Origin of the sequence: Roseovarius carneus, assembly GCF_020141465.1 — a bacterium.
GTDB classification, from domain to species: domain Bacteria; phylum Pseudomonadota; class Alphaproteobacteria; order Rhodobacterales; family Rhodobacteraceae; genus Roseovarius; species Roseovarius carneus.
The window spans coordinates 1,063,811-1,085,610 of record NZ_JAHSPD010000001.1; the positions used below are offsets into that span (position 1 = coordinate 1,063,811).

Below are 21,800 nucleotides of genomic sequence, written 5' to 3' on the forward strand. Positions count from 1 at the left end.
AGCCCCGCGCGCAGAGTGCGGCGGGGCTTTGTCGCGCTTTGATACAGGCTTAAGCCAGTGAGGTGTCGATCTCTTTGCAGGCCGAAACGAGTCCTTTGACGGCCCCCACGGATTTGTCGAACATCGCCTGCTCGTCCTTGTTCATGTTGATTTCGATAACTTTCTCGATTCCGCCCGCGCCGATCACTGTGGGCACGCCGACATAGAACCCGTCGAGCCCGTAAGCGCCGTCCACATGGGCCGCACAGGGCAGGACGCGCTTTTGGTCTTTGAGAAAGGCCTCGGCCATTTCAATCGCTGAGGTGGCAGGGGCATAAAACGCCGAGCCGGTTTTCAGCAGCCCAACGATTTCGGCGCCGCCATCACGGGTGCGCTGCACGATCGCATCGAGCTTGTCTTGCGTGGTCCAGCCCATGTCGACCAGATCGGGCAGCGGGATGCCCGCCACGGTGGAATAGCGAGTGAGCGGCACCATCGTGTCGCCATGCCCGCCCAGAACAAAGGCGGTGACGTCTTTCATGCTGACGCCAAATTCAAGCGACAGGAAGTGCCGGAAGCGCGCGCTGTCCAGAACACCCGCCATGCCGCAAACCTTTTCATGCGGCAGGCCCGAGAACTCGCGCAGCGCCCAGACCATCGCATCAAGTGGGTTCGTGATGCAGATGACAAATGCGTCTGGCGCATGATCGCGGATGCCTTCGCCCACGGATTTCATGACTTTGAGGTTGATGCCCAGAAGGTCATCGCGGCTCATCCCCGGCTTGCGGGGCACACCTGCGGTGACGATGCAAACATCTGCGCCCGCGATATCAGCGTAGCTTTGCGTGCCCTTCAGCGTGGCGTCGAACCCCTCGGAGGGGCCGGATTCAGCGATGTCGAGCGCTTTGCCCTCGGGCACCCCTTCAGCGATGTCAAAGAGGACCACGTCCCCCAATTCCTTGAGAGCGACGAGATGGGCGAGCGTGCCACCGATCTGTCCGGCGCCGATGAGGGCGATCTTGGGTCTGGCCATTTGGGTGTCTCCGGGGTTGGCTGAATTTGCCCCGTGACTACTCAATCGCCGCGTGCCGCGCAAGGTGCGACGCAGGGCAAGCCATGACGGTATGCAGGCGCATACCTTTCACGCAAATACCCTCAGGTGTCGCGCCCCTTGGTCGGGAGCGCTTCTGCCAGGGTCTCAAACGCAAGGCCGCTTGCCATCAGGCAGGTGAGCCCAGAAGCGGTCGTGACGATGATCGTCCATGTCCTGGAACTTTCTGAGGCAAAGATCTCCATTACTGCATTATTGGCCCCAAGGCCGATGGATTGTCGCGATTCGCCGTATTCCGTGGCCAGATGCTCCACCACCACCTCACGGGGCGCGCAGCGTGGACCCGATTGCGCGCTGATCTGTGTGGCGCAAAGGCTTGCCATGGCGAGGGCGGCACTCAGTCCTTTCATCATGTCATACCCTTTCTGGTTAAAATGTCCCTGACGCTGAAGTGCCTTTAACCCTGCCTCAGGAAGTCCCAAAACGTGGTTAACGCGCCGTGCGATTGCCACCCAAAACCGAGCGCCTCTGCGCTGCGGCGCGAATCCGCTTGCCGCATGGGCGCAAAAAATGGCATCCCGGCGCATGCAATACCCTAGCTCAGGAGAGGCGCATGGACGCAGCAACCCATCCCTATCGCTCGGTGCTCTATATCCCCGGCTCGAAGGAGCGGGCGCTCGACAAGGCGCGCAGCCTGCCTGCCGATGCGATCATCTTTGATTTGGAGGACGCGGTCGCCCCCGATGCCAAGGCCGAGGCGCGCGAAACGCTGGCCGAGGCGCTGCGCATCGGTGGGTATGGCAAACGCGCCAAAATCGTTCGGATCAACGCGCTGACCACGGCATGGGGGCTGGAAGACGTGCGGGTCTTGGGCGACGCAGGCGCGGATGCGATCCTCTTGCCCAAGGTGAATACACCTTCGGATGTGGATAATCTGGTCGATCTCCTGCCTGCAACGATGCCTATTTGGGTGATGATGGAGACGCCCACCAGCGTTTTCAACGCGCGCGAGATTGCTGCCCATGGTCGGGTGACGGGGCTGGTGACGGGCACGAATGATCTGACCAAAGAGCTTGGCTGCCGCGTGCGCGCCGACCGGATGCCGCTCATGAACGCGCTGCAACGCATCATCATGGCCGCCCGCGCAGCCCGGATCGTGGCGATTGACGGGGTCTACAACCGGTTCCGCGATGGTGATGGGCTTTTGGCGGAATGTGAGCAGGGGCGCGATCTGGGCTTTGACGGCAAAACCTTGATTCACCCACTTCAGATTGAGGGCGCAAACCGGGCGTTTGCGCCCACCGCGTCGGAGATTGATCTGGCCGAGCGGCAAATCGAAGCATTTGAACAAAGCAAGGCGTCGGGGCAGGGGGTTGCGGTCGTGGACGGTATGATCGTGGAGAACCTGCATGTGGTGGCCGCCAAGAGGATCCTCGCAAAAGCGCAGGCCGTGGCAGAAATGGAGAATGTGTGATGGGATTTCTGGTGCTGATTGCGGGGCTCGCGCTTTGGACGCTGGCGCATCTTTTCAAACGGCTGGCACCTGAGCGGCGCGCGGCGATGGGGGCCAAGGGGCGTCTGCCGCTGACGGTGGCGATCTTGGGCAGTATCGTGCTGATGGTGATCGGATACCGCATGGCCGATGGTGCGGTGCTCTGGGGGCGGATGCCTGCCATGGTAGGCATCAACAACCTGCTGATGTTGTTTGCCATCTACCTCTTTGCAGTCTCCGGTGCCAAATCCGCGCTCGCGCGCAAGATCCGGCATCCACAGCTTACGGCCGTAAAGGTCTGGGCGCTGGCGCATATCTTGGTGAACGGCAATGTGGAATCGCTCCTGCTCTTTGGTGGGTTGCTGGCTTGGGCCGTGGTGGAAGTCATCGTGATCAACCGCGCACAGCGTGAGTGGACGCGGCCCGCCCCTGCGCCGATGCGCAAAGAAATCAGCGCGGTTGTGATCACTTTGGTCGTCTATGGGCTGGTCGTCGCGGTGCATTACGCGCTGGGCTACCCGGCGTTTGGGTGAGCCATGAAACTCTACCGTTTTCTCACCGCCGACGACACGTCCGCCTTTTGCCACAAGGTGACCGAGGCGCTCAACAAGGGTTGGGTGCTCTATGGTGACCCGACCTATGGCTATGACCATGCCAATGGCGTCATGCGATGTGGGCAGGCGGTGACCAAGGATGCAGAGGGAACCTATACCCCCGACACAAAGCTAGGGGAGCAATAAACATGGCCAAGACCAATCCAGGGCGCTTTTTCGAGGACTACACCGTGGGCGAGACGATCTACCACGCGGTGCCGCGCACCGTGTCGGGCGGAGAACGCGCGCTTTATCATGCGTTCTACCCGGCGCGACATGCGCTTTACTCGTCGGATGAGTTCGCGCGTTCCTGCGGCCTACCAAGCGCGCCGCTGGACGATATCGAGGCCTTTCATGTGGTCTTTGGTAAGACGGTGCCGGATATCTCGCTCAATGCGCTGGCCAATCTGGGATATGCGGAGGGGCGCTGGCTCAAGCCGGTCTATGCGGGCGACACGATCCATTCCACATCCGAGGTGATCGGCCTCAAGCAGAACTCAAGCGGCAAGTCCGGTGTTGTCTGGGTGCGCACGCGGGGGATGAACCAATGCAGCGAGGTGGTGCTGGATTATGTGCGCTGGGCGATGGTGCGCAAACGCGACCCTGAGAGCCCCGCTCCCGAGGTCGTTATCCCTGAGTTGAAGCCTGCTTTGGAGGCTGCTGATCTGGTGATCCCAGACGAGCTTGATTTCACCAATTATGATTTCACTCTCGCGGGGGAGCCGCATCGCTGGGGCGATTACCGCGTGGGTGAGCAGATTGATCATGTGGACGGTGTGACCGTCGAGGAAGCCGAGCATATGATGGCCACGCGCCTCTGGCAGAACACGGCCAAGGTGCATTTCGACGTAGGCGCGCGGCCCGACGGGCGGCGGCTTATCTATGGCGGCCACGTGATTTCCATGGCCCGCGCACTGAGCTTCAACGGCCTGGCCAATGCGCAGATCGTGGCGGGGCTGAACGGTGGGGCGCACGCGAACCCCTGCTATGCGGGCGACACGATCAAGGCCTGGTCTGAGGTATTGGATAAGGCCGAGACGTCAGCGCCGGGCGTGGGCGCGCTGCGCCTGCGGCTTGTGGCGACGAAGGGTGGCGAGGCCTTTGCGCTTAGGGGTACGGATGGCAAATATCTGCCTGAGGTGATGCTGGATCTGGATTACTGGGTTTTGATGCCTGTCTAAAACGCAAAACGCGCGCACCCTTGTAAACCGTGTGGGCGATTTGCATCCAATCTGTGCCTCAGATTAAATGCACATCGCTTTAGAGAGGTGGATTTTGAGTATTTTGACTGAGAAGAAGCGGTGTGTGGGCCTGATTCTAGGGAAGGCGTGCAATTTTTGTGATCACAGAGAAATATGTGTGATCACAAAATTGGTTTCGGCCCCATTTCTTTCGTAGTATGGAGAGAAATTGCAGGATAATGGGCTGTGCAAGGCGGCGCATGTCGCTAAAACAATACTCAAACGTAAGAAGACAAACGAAGAAAGATGGTGCGCCTTAGCCCGGCGGGCCGAGCATTGAAGGACCTCACTTTATGGCCGATGTGAACCGGGGAAAGCGCCCCCTCTCACCCCATTTGACGATTTACCGACCGCAGCTGACATCGATCACCTCTATCCTCACGCGGATTACGGGCAATGCCTTGATCCTCGCGATGTTGTTGATCGTCTGGTGGTTTCTTGCGGCGGCCTCATCGCCAGACTATTTCGCGATTGCTGACGGCGTTTTGCGCAGCTGGTTCGGTGATCTTGTGCTGGTCCTGTCGCTCTGGGCGCTGTGGTATCACACGCTGGCGGGTGTGCGGCATCTGATCTGGGACAGCGGTGCGATGCTTGAGATTGAAAAGGCAGAGATGCTGGGCAAGCTTGTCATTGGCGGCTCGGTGCTGTTGACGCTTTTGACCGTCGCGATCGTCTGAGGGGGCTTTAGATCATGGGATATATGACAGACCGCAAACGCGCGGTGGGACTTGGATCGGCCAAATCGGGCGTGCATCATTTTTGGGCCATGAAGGTCAGCTCGGTTGCACTTTTGATCCTCATACCGCTTTTCGTTTTCACATTCGGGCCGATCCTTGGCTCCGAGCATGCCGAGGTCGTGGCCTATTTCGCGCGGCCTTTCCCCGCCATCGTGGCCGGGCTCACGATCATCGTGGGGTTCAAGCACTTCAATGATGGTGTGCAAACCTTGATCGAGGACTATGTCCATGGGGGACCGCAGAAAATCGCTCTGATTGGTGCGACCTGCCTATCCTATGCCGCGATGGCGACCGGGCTTTTTGCCATCGCCAAGATCGCCCTTTGAAGTTGGAGTAAACGAGACATGGCTGCATACGAATACGAGACGCATGATTATGACGTCGTGGTCGTGGGTGCGGGGGGTGCTGGTTTGCGCGCCACGCTGGGCATGGCGGAGCAGGGTCTGCGCACCGCCTGCATCACCAAGGTGTTTCCCACCCGCTCGCACACCGTTGCGGCGCAAGGTGGGATTGCCGCGTCCTTGAGCAATATGGGCCCGGATCATTGGCAGTGGCATATGTATGACACGGTCAAAGGCTCGGACTGGCTCGGGGATACGGACGCGATGGAGTATCTGGCGCGTGAGGCGCCCAAGGCTGTTTATGAGCTTGAGCATTACGGCGTGCCGTTTTCGCGCACGGAAGAGGGCAAGATCTATCAGCGCCCCTTTGGCGGCCACACGACCGAGTTTGGCGAGGGGCCCGCGGTGCAACGCACATGCGCCGCCGCCGACCGGACGGGACATGCGATTCTGCACACGCTTTATGGCCAATCTCTCAAGAATAACGCCGAGTTCTATATTGAGTATTTCGCCATTGATTTGCAGATGTCCGACGATGGCCAATGTACCGGCGTTGTGTGCTGGAAGCTGGATGACGGCACGATGCATGTGTTCAACGCCAAGACGGTTGTGTTGGCCACGGGCGGCTATGGTCGTGCGTATTTCTCGGCCACATCGGCGCATACCTGCACCGGCGATGGCGGCGGGATGGTCGCGCGGGCGGGGCTGCCGCTTCAGGATATGGAGTTTGTGCAGTTTCACCCCACCGGGATTTACGGCGCGGGGTGCCTTATCACCGAAGGCGCGCGCGGCGAGGGTGGATACCTCACCAATTCCGAGGGCGAGCGGTTCATGGAGCGTTATGCGCCCAATTATAAGGACCTCGCGCCGCGCGATTATGTCTCGCGCTGTATGACGATGGAGATCCGCGAAGGCCGCGGTGTGGGCGCTGAGGGCGATCATATTCACCTCAACCTCAGCCACCTGCCCCCCGAGGCGCTGAACCTGCGCCTGCCGGGTATTTCCGAGAGTGCGAAGGTCTTTGCAGGCGTTGACGTCACCAAGGAGCCGATCCCGGTTCTGCCGACCGTGCATTACAATATGGGCGGTATCCCCACGAATTACTGGGGCGAGGTTGTGAACCCAACCAAGGATGATCCGCATGCGATCGTGCCCGGCCTGATGGCTGTGGGCGAGGCCGGCTGTGCGTCGGTGCATGGGGCGAACAGGCTTGGGTCCAATTCGCTGATCGATCTGGTCGTGTTTGGCCGGGCTGCGGCGATCCGCGCGGGCAAGGTTGTGGACCGCGAAAGCGCTGTGCCCGCCACCAACGCGGGGCAAGTCGACAAGGCGTTTGACCGTTTCGATGCGCTGCGCCATGCGGATGGGGCCATGCCCACTGCCGCCCTGCGCCTTGAGATGCAGCGCACCATGCAAGCCGACGCTGCCGTTTTCCGTGCGTCGAAGACGATGAAGGATGGCGTGGACAAGATGGACGCCATCGCCCGCAAGATGCCAGATATCAAGGTCACGGACCGCAGCCTGATCTGGAACAGTGATCTGATGGAAACGCTTGAGCTGACCAATCTCATGCCGAACGCGCTGGCCACCATCGCGGGCGCCGAGGCGCGCCATGAGAGCCGGGGGGCGCATGCGCATGAGGATTTCAGCGCGCGTGACGACAAGAAATGGCGTGTTCACTCGATTGCGCGGGTGGACGGGCCAGATGTGACGTTGAGCTACCGGCCCATCATCGAGACGCCTTTGACAGACGAGGATGCAGGCGGGATCAGCCTGAAGCGGATCGCGCCGAAAGAGCGCACGTTTTGATGCGTCGCGCGGTGCTCATTCTGGCGGCATTCGGGCTGAGCGCCTGTGCGGCAGCCAATGATGCCGCCGGCACGATTGCGCGCGAGCGGGCCAAGGGGGTAGTCAACGCCGTCGTGGCCGAGCGGTTTCCGGGGTTGAACGCGGCCCCCATCACCGATTGCGTGATCGACGCCGCCTCTGCATCCGAGATCATCAGCATCGCCGGGGCGTCTGTCACCGGCGTGACCCAATCCACGGCAGGGGAGGTGCTGACAATCGCACAGCGCCCCGAGGCCGTTCAGTGCATTGCCCAAAACAGCATCACGCTGCTGGGCTGATTCAAGGCTTAAAAGGAGTAGATCATGGTTCAACTCACACTCCCTAAAAACTCGCGGATGACGGCGGGCAAGACATGGCCCAAACCCGAGGGCGCGACCAATCTGCGCAAGTTCCAGATCTATCGCTGGACGCCCGACGATGGGGCAAACCCCCGCGTGGATACATATTTCGTGGATATGGACACGTGCGGGCCGATGGTTCTGGACGCGCTGATCAAGATCAAGACCGATATTGACCCTACGCTGACCTTCCGGCGGTCCTGCCGCGAGGGGATTTGCGGCTCCTGCGCGATGAATATCGACGGGATCAACACGCTAGCCTGTATCTATGGCATGGATGAGATCAAGGGCGATGTGAAAATCTACCCCCTGCCGCACATGCCCATCGTGCGCGATCTGATCCCGGACCTCACGCATTTCTATGCCCAGCACGCCTCCATCATGCCGTGGCTTGAGACCAAGACGAACAAGCCCGCCAAAGAGTGGAAGCAATCCATCGAGGATCGCGAAAAGCTCGATGGGCTCTACGAATGTGTGATGTGCGCGTGCTGCTCGACCTCCTGCCCCAGCTATTGGTGGAATGGCGACAAGTATCTCGGGCCTGCAGCCTTGCTGCACGCATATCGTTGGATCATCGACAGCCGCGATGAAGCCACGGGCGAGCGTCTGGACGAGCTTGAGGACCCCTTCAAGCTCTACCGCTGCCACACGATCATGAATTGCACGAAAACCTGCCCCAAAGGCCTCAATCCGGCCAAGGCTATTGCGCATATCAAAAAGATGATGGTCGAACGCACCGTCTAAATTCCTATCGGAAACACGCAGAGCCGGTTGTGTCGCAACCGGTGCGATTTCCGGCGCAAATTTGCTGCATACTCTCGAATCCAATGTTGACTGGTAGGAAAATAAGTTAAACATTGGGAATAATGAGGGAGGTGCGCCATGAATGCTCAGCAGGGATCAGGTGTCTGGAAACAGGGCCGTGGTAAGGGCCGTACGACGCCCAAGGGACGCCAGCTCGAAGATGGGGCGTGGGGCGAGGTGCAGGCTCTGCTTGAGGGTCGCGCGCGCAGCGCTGACCTGCTGATTGAGCATCTTCATTTGATTCAAGACGCTTACGGGTGTTTGAGCGCAGATCATCTGCGCGCTTTGGCCGAAGAAATGCGTCTGAGCATGGCCGAAGTTTACGAGGTCGCGACCTTCTATGCGCATTTCGATGTGGTGCGTGAGGGCGAGACACCGCCCCCCGCCCTGACCATCCGCGTCTGTGATTCGCTAAGCTGTGAGCTTGCGGGCGCGCAGGCGCTGAAAGCAGCGCTTGAGGATGGTTTGGATGCGTCCGAAGTGCGCGTGTTACGCGCGCCCTGCATGGGCCGCTGTGATACGGCCCCGGTGCTTGAAATTGGGCACAACCATATCGACCACGCCACACCCGAGAAGGTGAACGCGGCAATCGCCGCCGGGGACACGCATGCGCACGTGCCGAATTATGAGCGTTTGGACGCGTATGTCGCGGCGGGCGGGTACGACATTCTCAAGCGGTTGCGCGCAGGCGGCAATGGCGATGCGGCGTTTGAGGCTGTGCAGCAAACGCTGCTGGATGCGGGCCTGCGCGGGCTTGGCGGGGCCGGCTTCCCGTCGGGGCGCAAATGGGGCTTTGTGCGCGCGGCCAAAGGTCCGCGTTATCTCGCCGTGAACGGCGATGAGGGCGAGCCGGGCACCTTCAAAGACCGCTATTATCTTGAGCGTGTGCCGCATCTCTTTCTTGAGGGCATGTTGATCGCCGCTTGGGCGGTGGAGGCAGAACGCTGCTATATCTACATGCGCGATGAATACCCCGCCGTGCTGCAAATCCTCGCCGATGAGATTGCGGCGATTGAGGCCGCAGGCCTCGCGCCCGCGGGCTATATCGAGGTCCGTCGCGGCGCAGGCGCCTATATCTGCGGCGAAGAAAGCGCGATGATCGAAAGCATTGAGGGCAAGCGCGGATTGCCCCGGCACCGCCCGCCCTTCGTGGCGCAGGTAGGCCTTTTCGGCCAGCCCACGCTGGTGAATAACGTGGAGACGCTGCACTGGGTCACACGGATCATGCGCGAAGGCGGTGAGATCCTGTCGGGGGTAGAGCGTAACGGGCGTAAAGGTCTGCGCAGCTATTCCGTGTCGGGGCGTGTGAAAAACCCCGGCATCCATCTTCTGCCTGCGGGCTCGACCATCACCGATATCATTGCGGCGGCGGGCGGGATGCTCGGCGGTCACAGCTTCAAGGCCTATCAGCCGGGCGGACCGTCCTCGGGGCTTTTGCCCGCGTCGATGCACGACATCCCTCTCGATTTCGATACGCTTCAGCCGCATGGCACCTTCATTGGATCGGCGGCTGTGGTTGTCCTGTCGGATCATGACAAGGCACGTGATGCCGCGCTCAATATGCTGAGGTTCTTTGAGGATGAAAGCTGTGGTCAATGCACGCCCTGCCGCGTGGGCTGTGAGAAAGCTGTGAAACTGATGCAGGCCGATACGTGGGATGCGCCGCTCTTGGAGGAGCTTTGCACCGCGATGGGCGACGCCTCCATCTGCGGCCTCGGACAGGCCGCGCCAAACCCGATCAGGTCAACCATGAAACACTTCCCGGAGGAAATCTCATGACTGATGCAGTGAGCATAACTCTTGACGGTGAGACGGTCAGCGTCGCGCCGGGTATGACCCTTTGGGAGGCGGCCAACGGGCGCGGCCTCGTGATCCCGCATCTGTGCCACAAACCGGCACCCGGATATCGCCCTGACGGCAATTGCCGGGCCTGCATGGTCGAGATCGAAGGCGAACGTGTGCTGGCCGCGTCCTGCATCCGTGAGGCCGAAGAGGGCATGGTTGTGCATACGGCCAGCGCGCGGGCGGTTGCGGCGCGCAAGATGGTGATGGAGATGCTGGTCGCGGATCAGCCCGTGCGCGAAGAAGCGCATGATAAATCCAGCCACCTGTGGGATATGGCCGAAGCGAATGGCGTGGTCACAAGCCGCCTGCCACAGCTTGAGAAAGAGCGTATTCCGCTTCTGGATTCCAGCCACGTCGCGATGAGCGTGAACCTTGATGCCTGTATCCAATGCGGCCTGTGCGTGCGCGCCTGCCGTGAGGTTCAGGTGAACGATGTGATCGGCATGGCCGGGCGCGGGCATGACAGCTATCCGGTGTTCGATTTTGCCGACCCGATGGGCGAGAGCACCTGTGTCGCTTGTGGCGAATGTGTGCAGGCCTGCCCCACGGGAGCCTTGATGCCCGCGAGCGTCACGGACGCAGAACAGCGCGGCGACAGCGCGGATTTCGACAGCGAGACCAAGAGCATCTGCCCCTTCTGCGGTGTTGGCTGTCAGATCAGCCTGAAGGTCAAAGACAACAAGGTGAAATACGTGGAGGGGATCAATGGCCCCGCAAACGAAGGCCGTCTGTGCGTCAAAGGTCGGTTCGGCTTTGACTATATCCACCACGATCACCGCCTCACCAAGCCCTTAATCCGGCGCGATGATGCACCCGCCAAGGGACTCAACGTCGATCCGGGCAATGTCCTGACGCATTTCCGCGAAGCGACATGGGACGAAGCGCTTGATGCAGCCGCCAAGGGCCTCAAAGGGCGCGGGCGCGAAGTTGCGGGCTTCGGCTCGGCCAAATGCACCAATGAGGAGGCGTATCTCTTCCAGAAACTGATCCGTCAGGGCTTTGGCCACAACAATGTCGATCACTGCACGCGGCTGTGTCACGCAAGCTCGGTCGCAGCGCTCATTGAGAATGTCGGATCGGGCGCTGTGACGGCCACGTTCAACGAGATCGAGAACGCCGATGTGGCCATCGTGATCGGGGCCAACCCGATTGAGAACCACCCGGTCGCCGCGACCTATTTCAAGCAGTTCACCAAACGCGGTGGCAAGCTCATTGTGATGGACCCGCGCGGTCAGGCGCTCAAACGGTTCGCCACGCATATGTTGCAATTCCGGCCCGGCGCGGATGTGTCCATGCTGAACGCGATCATGCACACCATCGTTGAAGAAGAGCTTTACGACACCCAATACATTCAGGCGATGACCGAGAACTGGGAGGCCGAGAAGGCGCATCTGGCCGATTTCTCGCCCGAGAAGATGGCGGGCATTTGCGGCATTGAGGCGGAGGAGCTGCGCGCCGTAGCCCGGACCTTTGCGGGTGCTAAATCTGCGATGATTTTCTGGGGCATGGGCATCAGTCAGCATATTCACGGCACCGATAATTCGCGCTGCCTGATCTCGCTCGCGTTGATGACGGGGCAGGTGGGCCGTCCGGGCGCGGGTCTGCATCCGCTGCGCGGCCAGAACAACGTGCAGGGCGCGTCCGATGCGGGGCTCGTGCCGATGTTTCTGCCGGATTACCAAAGTGTGACCGATGACGGCGTTCGCCGCGCGTTCACCGAAGTGTGGGGTACGGAAGATTTCAGCTCTGAGAAGGGCCTGACCGTGACCGAAATCATGGATGCGGTCCATGATGGCAACATCAAGGCGATGTATATCTTGGGCGAAAACCCGGCCATGTCGGACCCCGATGTGGAGCATGCACGCGACGCGCTGGCCAAGCTCGATTGTCTGGTGGTGCAGGACATCTTCCTGACGGAGACAGCAAACTATGCCGATATCATCCTTCCCGCGAGCGCGTTTGCCGAGAAGAACGGCACTGTGACGAACACCAACCGGCAGGTGCAGATGGGCCGCGCGGCGCTCAGCCCACCCGGCGAGGCGCGCGAGGATTGGGCGATCACCACAGCACTGGCGAACCGCCTTGGGCTTGACTGGCGCTATGACAGCCCCGCCGATGTGTTCGCTGAGATGAAGCAGAACATGGCGTCGCTTAACAATATCACATGGGATCGCCTGGAGCATGAGGGCGCGGTGACCTACCCCTCGCTCAGCCCCGAAGATCCGGGCCAGCCAATCGTCTTTGGCGATGGCTTCCCACGCCCTTCGGGCCGGGCACGGTTCACACCCGCCTCGGTGATTGCCCCTGACGATGTGCCGGATGCAGAGTATCCGATGATCCTGACCACGGGGCGGCAATTGGAGCATTGGCACACAGGGTCCATGACCCGGCGCGCCACGGTGCTTGATGCGGTGGAGCCGGAGGCAAACTGTTCCTTGCACCCGTCCACCTTGCGCAAACTGGGTATTGAGCCCGGCGGCACAGTGCGCCTGACCACGAAGCGTGGCACGATTGACATCATGGCCCGCGCTGACCGCGCTGTGTCCCCTGATATGGTGTTCTTGCCCTTCGCCTTTGTTGAGGCGGCGGCCAATATCCTGACCAACCCAGCCATCGACCCTTATGGGAAAATCCCTGAGTTCAAATTCTCCGCTGTAAAGGTCGAAAAACCAAAAGAATCTGTCGCGGCGGAATAACGCGCCGCGACACCCCTCTGATAACACCTCAAATCACCCTGCCACCTAAGGCGAAACACCGGGAGACCCTACCTATGGCCTACAAATCCGATATCGAAATTGCGCGCGCCGCGCAGAAGCGTCCTATTTCAGAGATTGGCGATAAGCTTGGGATTCCGGGCGAGCATCTTCTGCCCTACGGGCACGACAAGGCGAAAGTGTCTCAGGCGTTCATCGACTCTGTTCAGAGCAACAAAAGCGGCAAGCTGATCCTTGTGACCGCGATCAATCCGACGCCCGCGGGCGAAGGCAAGACGACGACGACCGTGGGTCTGGGCGATGGCCTGAACCGGATCGGCAAAAAGGCGATGGTCTGTATCCGCGAGGCGAGCCTTGGCCCGAACTTCGGGATGAAAGGTGGCGCGGCCGGTGGCGGTTATGCGCAAGTCGTGCCGATGGAGGATATGAACCTCCACTTCACCGGCGATTTCCACGCGATCACCTCGGCCCATGCGCTTCTGAGCGCGATGCTCGACAACCACATCTATTGGGGCAATGCGCTCGATATCGACACGCGGCGGGTCGTGTGGCGGCGTGTTGTGGACATGAACGACCGCTCCTTGCGTCAGATCACATCGTCGCTGGGCGGTGTCTCGAACGGGTTTGCCCGCGAGGACGGGTTCGACATTACCGTGGCTTCCGAGGTCATGGCGATCTTGTGTCTGGCCAGTGGCCTGAAAGATCTTGAGAAACGCTTGGGCGACATGATCGTGGCCTATCGCCGCGACCGCAGCCCGGTCTTCTGCCGCGATATCAAGGCGGCTGGGGCGATGACGGTTCTCTTGAAGGATGCGATGCAGCCCAATCTGGTGCAGACGCTGGAAAACAACCCGGCATTCGTGCATGGCGGCCCGTTTGCCAATATCGCGCATGGTTGTAACTCGGTCACGGCGACGACGACGGCGCTGAAGATCGCGGATTTCGTTGTGACCGAAGCCGGGTTTGGCGCGGATCTTGGCGCTGAGAAATTCATGAACATCAAATGCCGCAAAGCCGGGATTGCGCCTGACTGCGTGGTTTTGGTGGCGACTGTGCGTGCGATGAAAATGAACGGCGGCGTGGCAAAAGCCGATCTTGGCCCCGAGAATGTGGCCGCTGTGAAGGAAGGCTGTGCCAACCTCGGGCGTCACATTGGCAATATCAAGTCATTCGGCGTGCCGGTGGTTGTGGCGATCAACCACTTCGTGACCGATACTGATGCGGAAGTTGAGGCGGTGAAGGACTACGTGGTGAGCCAAGGCTCCGAAGCGGTCCTGTCGCGGCACTGGGAGCTTGGCTCGGAAGGGTCCGAGGCGCTGGCCACCCGCGTGGCCGCGATTGCCGAAAGCGGCAAGGCGCAGTTCGCGCCGATCTATCCCGATGAAATGTCTCTTTGGGACAAGATCAACCGCATTGCGAAGTCGATCTACCATGCCGATGAGGTTCTGGCGGACAAGAAAATCCGTGATCAGTTGAAACTGTGGGAAGAGCAGGGCTATGGCCATCTGCCGATCTGCATGGCCAAGACGCAATACAGCTTCTCGACCGATCCCAACCTGCGCGGCGCGCCAACGGGCCATTCTGTGCCGGTGCGCGAAGTGCGTCTGAGCGCAGGTGCGGGGTTTGTCGTGGTGGTCTGCGGCGAAATCATGACGATGCCGGGCCTGCCACGCACGCCTGCGGCGGAGACGATTTGTCTGAACGCTGCGGGTGAGATCGAAGGTTTGTTCTGATCGAGGGGGCGGGGCTTGGGGGGCATTGAACCCCCCGCGCCCCGGTCGCCGCCCCTTTGGGGAGGCTTCCTTGCGCTCCGCGCGGGGATACTTTTGGCAAGAAGATGATGGGTGGGATAAGTAATCTTACACCATCCGTGAAATCAGAGACATGAAGGAGCGCGTGATGATGGCGCAAGTGATTGATGGCAAGGCTTTTGCGGGCCGGGTGCGGGCACAAGTGGGCGAGCATGTTGGGCGTCTGAAAGCGGAGCATGGGCTTGTTCCCGGCCTCGCCGTTGTGCTTGTGGGGGAAGACCCTGCGAGCCAGGTTTATGTCCGCTCCAAGGGCAAGCAGACTGTTGAAGTCGGTATGAAGAGTGTCGAGCATCGGCTTGAGGTGGATACGTCGGAGGCGGATTTGCTGGCGCTGATCAAGGCGCTTAATGCTGATGAGAGTATCCACGGGATTCTGGTACAGCTGCCCCTGCCGAAGCATTTGAATGAGGAGTTGGTTATCGGCTCCATCGACCCGGCGAAGGATGTGGACGGGTTTCATATCTCGAATGTCGGCCTGCTTGGCACCGGGCAAAAGAGCATGGTGCCCTGCACGCCCTTGGGTTGTTTGATGATGCTGCGGGATCATCACGGGAGCCTGTCGGGGATGGATGCGGTCGTGATCGGGCGCAGCAATATCGTGGGCAAACCGATGGCGCAGCTTTTGCTGGGTGACAGCTGCACCGTGACGATTGCGCATAGTCGGACCAAAGACTTGGCGGACGTGGTGCGGCGCGCCGATATCGTGGTGGCGGCGGTGGGCCGTCCCGAGATGGTGCCCGGTGACTGGATCAAGCCGGGTGCGACGGTGATTGATGTAGGGATCAACCGGGTGCCAAACGGCGAGAAGACGCGGCTTGTGGGGGATGTGGATTATGACAGCTGTGCGGCTGTGGCGGGGGCGATTACGCCCGTGCCGGGCGGCGTGGGGCCGATGACCATAGCGTGTCTTTTGGCCAATACGCTGACCGCGTGTTGCCGGGCAAATGGCCTGCCGGAGCCTGAAGGTCTGACGGCCTAAATCAGAGCCAGATAGCCGATTGAGGCGAAGGCAAGCGCGACCCCGGCCCATTGGCCGGGGGTGACGCGCTCCTTCAGGAAGACCCACGCAAGCAGGATGGTGATCATCCCGAAGGTGGAGGCCGCGACGGCCGCAAATTCGGGCCGTGGCAGTCCGCCTGCATAGATAACGATCCCCAACGCCACGCAGTCCAAAAGCCCCATCAGAGCGAGCAGTGGCCATGCCGATCGCGCCGGTATCTGCCGCTGCCCCGAAGCCAAGAGCAGCACCAAAACGGTGCCGACCGCCATAAGGCGTGTGACCAGAATAACTGGGAATTCGCTGCCTGCCTGACTTGCGGATTGGCCCAGAGCGAAGGCCATGAAAAACCCGACCGCGCCTGCCAAGGCCCAGAGCATGGCGGCGCGTTTTCTGCCGCCGACATCCTCGTCATCGGTCAGGATACCCACGATGCCGACCCCGGCGATAACGCAAAAGACAGCCAGCCATTGATCCCAGCTGACCGCTTGGCCCGAGGCTGCGGCCCACGCGATCGACAGCGCTGGGTAGGAGCCGACGATGGGCGCCACCAGCCGGACCGGACCGATCCCGAAGGACTTGTAGAGCCCGACGCAAGCGAGGATAAAGGCCAGCCCGCTTGCCGCACTTAGCCCGTAGGCGCGCGCGCCCATTTGCGACCAGTCGCCAAGGCCAAACGCCACAGGCCCCATGATCAGCGAGCCCACGATCAAAACCGTGGTGAGTGCGGGTAAAATACCGCTGCGCTGTGAGACGTAGCGGACGCAGATATCGTGAATACCCCAGCACAGGGCCGCGATGAGGCCAACGCCAAGCGTGAGCATTCAGCGACCTTTCCTGAAAAACGGGATCATGAAGACGAAGCAAGCCACCAAAAAGAAGGCAGAGCCGAACATGGCCCAGAAATGCCCGATGCTTGCGATGCAAAATCCAATTGCCGAGATGATGAAAAGCACCCAGCCCAGAAAATTAATTTGATGATTCGTCATGCGCGTTGCATCGTCCAGCTTGCGAGGTGCGCCACTTGGCGATATTCTTAGTGTTAAATAATTTTTCCACAGATGCAACAAGGCCTCTTGGCCGCGGCATCAGGGAGGACGACGAAATGCTTGATGATCCATACCCCAAAGTTCAGCCTGGCCCGCCGCGTCCCAGCGAAATCATTCAGCCGCGCGTTTTCTCGCTCCCCCAAGGGGTTGAGCGATATGTGGTCGAAGGCGGCGGCGCGATCCTGATCCCTGTGGAGGCAGGTGACAAATTCAGTGTGAGCAATGATGAGGGCGGACAACCCTGCGAGATTGTGGCCGCCGATTCGGCTGGGTCCATCGACACAGGAATCATCGGCGCGCCCGCCAATTGCGATGCGGACGGCTTGAAGAGCCTTCTGGCGGGGCCAATTGGTTCTTTGCGAAGCCTTCGTTTGGGTCTTGAGGCGCGGGGCCTCGATCTGGCAAAGGCGCGCGCTGTGCGTATGTTCGACGCAGGCACGCCCGCCAAAACGGAAGAGCATTTCACCGTGCAGCGTGACGGCATCGTGATCATCTCTGCCCCCGGCGGCGCGATGGATTTCGAGGTTCAAAACACGCTGACCCCGCTCACGGTGATGGTGACCCGCGCGGTGATCAAATCCCACACCAAGTTTGAGCTGCCCGACCCGCTGGCGGAACCACAACAAAGCATCCGCATCGAGAATGCCACGGCTGAAGCCTATTTCGTGAAAGCAGGCGACTATATCCAGATCATTGATGTGGATGGCCGCCAATGCACGGATTTCGAGTGTTTCTCGGCCCGTAAACTGGACAAGGGGATCGAGCATGCGCTGGACGTGACCACGACGCGCACATTGATGGGCCATGCCTATCCGATGCCCGGCCTGCACGCGAAATACTATGATCAGGAGATGCTGCCGCTGGTTGAGGTGGTGCAGGATACCTGTGGGCGCCACGATGCCTTCGCGCTGGCCTGCTCGGCTAAATACTATGATGATATAGGCTATCCTGGCCATGTGAATTGCTCGGAGAATTTCAACAAGGCGCTGGCGCAGTATAATGTTGGCGGGCGCCCCGGTTGGATGGCGATCAACTTCTTCTTCAACACGTTCCTTGATGATCACGGTGTCATGTATCTTGATGAGCCATGGTCGCGCCCCGGCGATTACGTTCTTTTGCGCGCGCTGACCGATCTGGTCTGCGTAAGCTCTGCCTGTCCCGACGATACCAGCGCCGCCAACGGCTGGAACCCCACCGATATTCACATTCGGACCTATAGCGGGTCCGAAACATTCCAAAAGTCGGTCGCCTATCGCCCGACGCCAGATTCCGAGGCAAAGATGACAAAACAGACCGGTTTCCACGACAGCTTTGCCAAACACACCCGTAACTTCATCGAGTATAATGGCTATTGGCTGGCCAGTTGCTTTGCCGAGGCGGGGCCGATTGAAGAATACTGGGCCTGCCGCAAAGAGGCGGTGATCATGGATCTCAGCCCGCTGCGCAAGTTTGAGATCACCGGACCGGACGCCGAGGCGCTGTGCCAGTATATCTTCACGCGCAACATGAAGACGCTGGCTGTGGGCGGGGTGGTTTATACCTCCATGTGCTATCCGCACGGTGGCATGATCGACGATGGCACGGTGTTCCGTCTGGACAAGGACAATTTCCGCTGGATCGGTGGCAGCGACTACGGCGGAGAATGGATCCGTGAGCAGGCAGAGAAACTTGGGCTCAAAGTGCTTGTGCGGTCCTCCACGGATCAGCTGCATAACGTGGCCGTCCAAGGGCCAAACTCCCGCGACCTCCTGCGTGAGCTTGTCTGGACTGCGCCGCACAACCCCGAGTTCGATCAGCTGGGATGGTTCCGTCACACGCCCGCGCGGCTGCGCAGCGAGACAGGCACGCCCTTCGTTGTCTCGCGCACCGGCTATACTGGCGAGCTTGGCTACGAGGTGATGTGCCATCCCAAGGATTGTGCCGAGATTTTTGACGCGATCTGGGAGGTTGGAAAGAACTATGGCCTGAAGCCTATGGGGCTTGAGGCGCTGGATATGGTGCGCATCGAGGCCGGTTTGATCTTTGCGGGCTATGATTTCTCCGACCAGACGGATCCGTTTGAGGCGGGTGTGGGCTTTACCGTGCCGCTCAAATCCAAAGAAGATGACTTCATTGGGCGCGACGCGCTGATCCGGCGCAAGGAGCATCCTGTGCGCCGCATGGTTGGCCTTGAGATCGACAGCAACGTCGGCGTGGATCACGGAGATTGCATCCATATCGGCCGCGCGCAGATTGGCGAGGTCACGTCCTCCATGCGCTCTCCCCTCTTGGGCAAGAATATCGCGCTCGCGCGGATTGATGTGACCCATGCGGAGTTCGGCACAGCGGTGGAAGTGGGCAAACTCGACGGCCACCAAAAGCGTCTGCCCGCCACGATCGTGCCTTTCGCGGCCTATGATCCCAAGAAAGAACGCCCACGCTCATGAGCGTTCTGGACGATATCGGTGGCGAGCCGTCCCTCAAGGAGTTGGTCGAGCATTTCTACGATTTGGTCGAGGCGCTGCCCGAGGGACAGAGAATCGTTGATCTGCATCGTGATGGTCATGGCCTTGCGCATACACGCGAAGAGCAGTTCAACTTCCTTTGCGGCTTCATGGGCGGGCGGCCTTACTATATGGAAACGCACCGCCATATGAATGTGAAGCAGATCCACGAGCATGTGCCGATTTTTACCAAGGATGCCGAGGATTGGCTGAGCATCATGGATAAAACGCTGGACGATCTGGGCCATGCGGGTGCGCATGTGGACCGCTTGCGCGCGACCCTGCGGCGGGTGGCGATGATCCTCGTGAATGACGGTGAGGTTGTGGGCGAAACGCCCTAGACCGCGCCCCGCAGCCGGGCGTAAAGCGCTGCCGATTGCTGCGCCGCCAGAGGCACGTGGGCGGCGCTATCGGACGCGAACTGATCCGCGGCCTTGGCTGAACCAAGCCACTCTATCGCCGCCGCCCGATTGCCAGGATCGCCCATCCAATAGCCGACAAGGCCTTCGTCAATCTCTGGGTGAAATTGCACGCCCCACGCGCGATTGCCGACGCGGATCGCCTGTGCATGGCAGGCGGGGTTGCTTGCCAGAAGGGTCGTGCCCTCGGGCAGCGTCTCGGCCTCAACCCCGTGCCACTGCATTACGCGCAGCGGATCTGGCAGGCCGGCCAGAAGCCCGTCCGCGCGACCTTCCTTGGTCAGACCAACCGGGCTCACGCCAATCTCTGGAATGACCATCTTAGCACAGCGCCCGCCCATCGCCTCCACCAGAAGTTGGTGCCCAAGGCACACGCCCAGATAGGCCCGCCCCGCCCCGACCCACTCGGCTATTGCCGCCTTCTCGGGGCGCAGCCATGGGTGCGCGTTCTCTTCCCAAACATCCATTGGGCCGCCCATGACCAGCATGGCATCGAACGCTGCGAGGTCAGGGATATCGTCCCCTTCCCAAAGACGCACGGTATGCGCAGAATCACCGGCCTCTGCGATGAGGCTGGTGAAACAGGCCGGATGCTCTCCGGCGGTGTGTTGAAACACCAATACGCGCATCAGTTTTCCAGATAGACCTCAAGACTATCGTCCAGCGCATCCTTCCACGGGGTGTGATGGACGGGCGCTTTGGTGCCTGTGATGACGGAGGTGTAGCTGTTATTGCGGAAGGTCATGATGTCTTTCTTCTTGTGACCTTTCCATTCCTTGAATGCCTTGCAGGCCCCTTCGACATCAAAGCTGGGATAATCCGTCTCAGCGATCAGTTCCTTGATGTAATCGCCCTGATACCAGATCGCGTCATAATCGTCCTCGCCCTTATCCTCGCGCGCAATACGATCCTCCACATCGGCCATCAAAGCGGCTTTGTCGGTTGGAATCTTGATCTTGCCCATGATCGCATCACGGACCCACCAGGCCTGTGCGTCGAACATGTTGAACGTGAACCACTGGTCCTGCATCCCAAGATAGAACAGGTCCGTGTTGGGCACGAAGGCCACGCCCTTGTAGAGGTCGGCGGTGGCCAAGCGGTTGGCCGTGCGCAGGTTCAGCTTTTCGTCCATGAAGGGGAAATGGTGCTGGTATCCGGTGCAGAGCAGCACCGCATCGACCTCGCGGCTGGTCCCATCTTTGAAATATGCGGTCTTGCCGTCAACCTTGGTCAGAAGCGGCACCTCGGCCCAGTTGTCGGGCCATTTATAGCCCATCGGCGCTGTGCGGTGGCTCACGGTGATGGATTTTGCACCATATTTCCAAAGCTGCGAGCCGATATCCTCAGCAGAATAGGATGTGCCAACGATCAAGATATCCTGCCCTTTAAACTCCAAGGCATCGCGGAAATCATGGGCGTGCAATACGCGTCCCTCGAAGTGATCGAACCCCTCGAACTCGGGCACATTGGGCGTTGAGAAATGGCCCGTGGCGCAAATCACATGGTCGAACTCTTCAGTGTATTCCTCGCCCTTTGGCAGGTCGCAAACGGTGACTTTGAAGCCATTGTCGGTTTCCTCGACCCGGCGCACGGCGGTCTCGAACCGGATCCAGTCGCGCACGCCCGCCTTCTTCACGCGGCCCTCGATATAGTCAAAGAGAACGGCGCGCGGCGGATAGCTCGCGATCTGTTTACCGAAATGTTCCTCGAAGGAATAATCTGCAAATTCCAAGCCCTCTTTTGGCCCGTTCGACCACAGGTAGCGATACATGGAGCCGTGCACAGGCTCGCCGTATTGGTCCACGCCCGTGCGCCATGTGTAATTCCAAAGTCCGCCCCAATTGGCCTGCTTCTCGAAACAGACGATCTCGGGGATATCCTCGCCATTTTGCTTGGCCGATTGAAAGGCGCGTAACTGTGCAAGGCCGGAGGGGCCTGCGCCGAGGATTGCGATACGTTTTGTCATTGATTGGTCTCCTGTTGGTTCAGACCATTTGAAGAATTGGTCTTGTTGTTCTATGGTGTGGTTTATACCAATTGAAACCGCTTTGTTTCCTC

21 protein-coding genes are annotated in these 21,800 nt (G+C 60.0%); 15 read left to right on the plus strand and 6 right to left on the minus strand.

All coding sequences use genetic code 11. From position 1 onward, the window contains the following. Positions 1 to 49 precede the first annotated feature (49 nt). On the minus strand, positions 50 to 1,012 hold the full coding sequence (gene mdh, locus KUD11_RS05250) for a malate dehydrogenase (protein WP_109385973.1): 963 nt from the start codon (positions 1,010 to 1,012) through the stop codon (positions 50 to 52). Positions 1,013 to 1,134: 122 nt separating this feature from the next. Continuing rightward, on the minus strand, positions 1,135 to 1,440 hold the full coding sequence (locus KUD11_RS05255) for a hypothetical protein (protein WP_397545201.1): 306 nt from the start codon (positions 1,438 to 1,440) through the stop codon (positions 1,135 to 1,137). A gap of 203 nt (positions 1,441 to 1,643) precedes the next feature. Here KUD11_RS05255 and KUD11_RS05260 point away from each other — a divergent pair, with 203 nt between their 5' ends. The 13 genes from KUD11_RS05260 (at position 1,644) to folD (ending at position 15,773) form a co-directional block, all read left to right on the plus strand. Further along, positions 1,644 to 2,504, plus strand: coding sequence for an HpcH/HpaI aldolase/citrate lyase family protein (locus tag KUD11_RS05260; RefSeq protein WP_109385969.1), 861 nt, complete (start codon positions 1,644 to 1,646; stop codon positions 2,502 to 2,504). Continuing rightward, on the plus strand, positions 2,504 to 3,055 hold the full coding sequence (locus tag KUD11_RS05265; RefSeq protein WP_109385967.1) for an NnrU family protein: 552 nt from the start codon (positions 2,504 to 2,506) through the stop codon (positions 3,053 to 3,055). Before KUD11_RS05260 ends, KUD11_RS05265 begins: the two co-directional genes overlap by 1 nt. A 3-nt stretch (positions 3,056 to 3,058) precedes the next feature. After that, on the plus strand, positions 3,059 to 3,262 hold the full coding sequence (locus KUD11_RS05270) for a DUF1737 domain-containing protein (RefSeq protein ID WP_109385965.1): 204 nt from the start codon (positions 3,059 to 3,061) through the stop codon (positions 3,260 to 3,262). A gap of 2 nt (positions 3,263 to 3,264) precedes the next feature. Continuing rightward, a complete protein-coding gene (locus tag KUD11_RS05275) occupies positions 3,265 to 4,296 on the plus strand; it encodes a MaoC family dehydratase (protein WP_109385963.1) in 1,032 nt (343 codons plus the stop codon). 353 nt (positions 4,297 to 4,649) lie between these two features. Continuing rightward, positions 4,650 to 5,033 carry a succinate dehydrogenase, cytochrome b556 subunit gene (gene sdhC, locus KUD11_RS05280; RefSeq protein WP_109385961.1) on the plus strand — a complete coding sequence of 128 codons (384 nt, stop codon included), beginning with the start codon at positions 4,650 to 4,652 and terminating at the stop codon, positions 5,031 to 5,033. 14 nt (positions 5,034 to 5,047) lie between these two features. Next, positions 5,048 to 5,419, plus strand: a complete 372-nt coding sequence (sdhD, locus tag KUD11_RS05285; protein WP_109385959.1) for a succinate dehydrogenase, hydrophobic membrane anchor protein — start codon at positions 5,048 to 5,050, stop codon at positions 5,417 to 5,419. An 18-nt stretch (positions 5,420 to 5,437) separates the two neighbouring features. Further along, positions 5,438 to 7,243 (plus strand): succinate dehydrogenase flavoprotein subunit, encoded by a 1,806-nt coding sequence (gene sdhA / locus KUD11_RS05290; RefSeq protein ID WP_109385957.1) that lies wholly within the window; start codon positions 5,438 to 5,440, stop codon positions 7,241 to 7,243. Then, on the plus strand, positions 7,243 to 7,560 hold the full coding sequence (locus KUD11_RS05295; protein ID WP_109385955.1) for a succinate dehydrogenase: 318 nt from the start codon (positions 7,243 to 7,245) through the stop codon (positions 7,558 to 7,560). Before sdhA ends, KUD11_RS05295 begins: the two co-directional genes overlap by 1 nt. A gap of 24 nt (positions 7,561 to 7,584) precedes the next feature. Beyond that, positions 7,585 to 8,364 carry a succinate dehydrogenase iron-sulfur subunit gene (locus KUD11_RS05300; RefSeq protein WP_109385953.1) on the plus strand — a complete coding sequence of 260 codons (780 nt, stop codon included), beginning with the start codon at positions 7,585 to 7,587 and terminating at the stop codon, positions 8,362 to 8,364. A gap of 138 nt (positions 8,365 to 8,502) precedes the next feature. Beyond that, a complete protein-coding gene (locus KUD11_RS05305; protein WP_109385951.1) occupies positions 8,503 to 10,203 on the plus strand; it encodes an NAD(P)H-dependent oxidoreductase subunit E in 1,701 nt (566 codons plus the stop codon). Next, positions 10,200 to 12,965 carry a formate dehydrogenase subunit alpha gene (fdhF, locus tag KUD11_RS05310; protein ID WP_109385949.1) on the plus strand — a complete coding sequence of 922 codons (2,766 nt, stop codon included), beginning with the start codon at positions 10,200 to 10,202 and terminating at the stop codon, positions 12,963 to 12,965. Before KUD11_RS05305 ends, fdhF begins: the two co-directional genes overlap by 4 nt. Before the next feature lie 74 nt (positions 12,966 to 13,039). Continuing rightward, positions 13,040 to 14,716: a formate--tetrahydrofolate ligase gene (locus tag KUD11_RS05315; protein WP_109385947.1), complete on the plus strand. Its 1,677-nt coding sequence runs from the start codon at positions 13,040 to 13,042 to the stop codon at positions 14,714 to 14,716. Positions 14,717 to 14,882: 166 nt separating this feature from the next. After that, complete coding sequence (folD, locus tag KUD11_RS05320) at positions 14,883 to 15,773, plus strand: bifunctional methylenetetrahydrofolate dehydrogenase/methenyltetrahydrofolate cyclohydrolase FolD (RefSeq protein WP_109388197.1); 891 nt, start codon at positions 14,883 to 14,885, stop codon at positions 15,771 to 15,773. Here the strand turns inward: folD and KUD11_RS05325 are convergent. Further along, on the minus strand, positions 15,770 to 16,615 hold the full coding sequence (locus tag KUD11_RS05325; RefSeq protein ID WP_109385945.1) for a DMT family transporter: 846 nt from the start codon (positions 16,613 to 16,615) through the stop codon (positions 15,770 to 15,772). The two genes, folD and KUD11_RS05325, sit on opposite strands and share 4 nt — an antisense overlap. Continuing rightward, positions 16,616 to 16,780 (minus strand): cytochrome oxidase subunit III, encoded by a 165-nt coding sequence (locus KUD11_RS05330; RefSeq protein WP_109385943.1) that lies wholly within the window; start codon positions 16,778 to 16,780, stop codon positions 16,616 to 16,618. It lies immediately after the preceding gene. A gap of 116 nt (positions 16,781 to 16,896) precedes the next feature. On the opposite strand from KUD11_RS05330, the gene KUD11_RS05335 reads away from it, so the two are divergent. After that, the gene (locus KUD11_RS05335; protein WP_109385941.1) at positions 16,897 to 19,266 is read left to right on the plus strand and encodes a DUF1989 domain-containing protein; all 2,370 of its coding nucleotides are present in this window, start codon (positions 16,897 to 16,899) and stop codon (positions 19,264 to 19,266) included. Then, positions 19,263 to 19,664 (plus strand): group II truncated hemoglobin, encoded by a 402-nt coding sequence (locus KUD11_RS05340; RefSeq protein ID WP_109385939.1) that lies wholly within the window; start codon positions 19,263 to 19,265, stop codon positions 19,662 to 19,664. The genes KUD11_RS05335 and KUD11_RS05340 overlap by 4 nt, the downstream gene beginning before the upstream one ends. Here the strand turns inward: KUD11_RS05340 and KUD11_RS05345 are convergent. Both KUD11_RS05345 and KUD11_RS05350 read right to left on the minus strand, forming a co-directional pair. Beyond that, positions 19,661 to 20,371, minus strand: coding sequence for a type 1 glutamine amidotransferase (locus KUD11_RS05345; RefSeq protein ID WP_109385937.1), 711 nt, complete (start codon positions 20,369 to 20,371; stop codon positions 19,661 to 19,663). The genes KUD11_RS05340 and KUD11_RS05345 overlap by 4 nt on opposite strands. After that, the gene (locus tag KUD11_RS05350; RefSeq protein ID WP_109385935.1) at positions 20,371 to 21,708 is read right to left on the minus strand and encodes an NAD(P)-binding domain-containing protein; all 1,338 of its coding nucleotides are present in this window, start codon (positions 21,706 to 21,708) and stop codon (positions 20,371 to 20,373) included. The genes KUD11_RS05345 and KUD11_RS05350 overlap by 1 nt, the downstream gene beginning before the upstream one ends. Between the last annotated feature and the right edge of the window lie 92 nt (positions 21,709 to 21,800).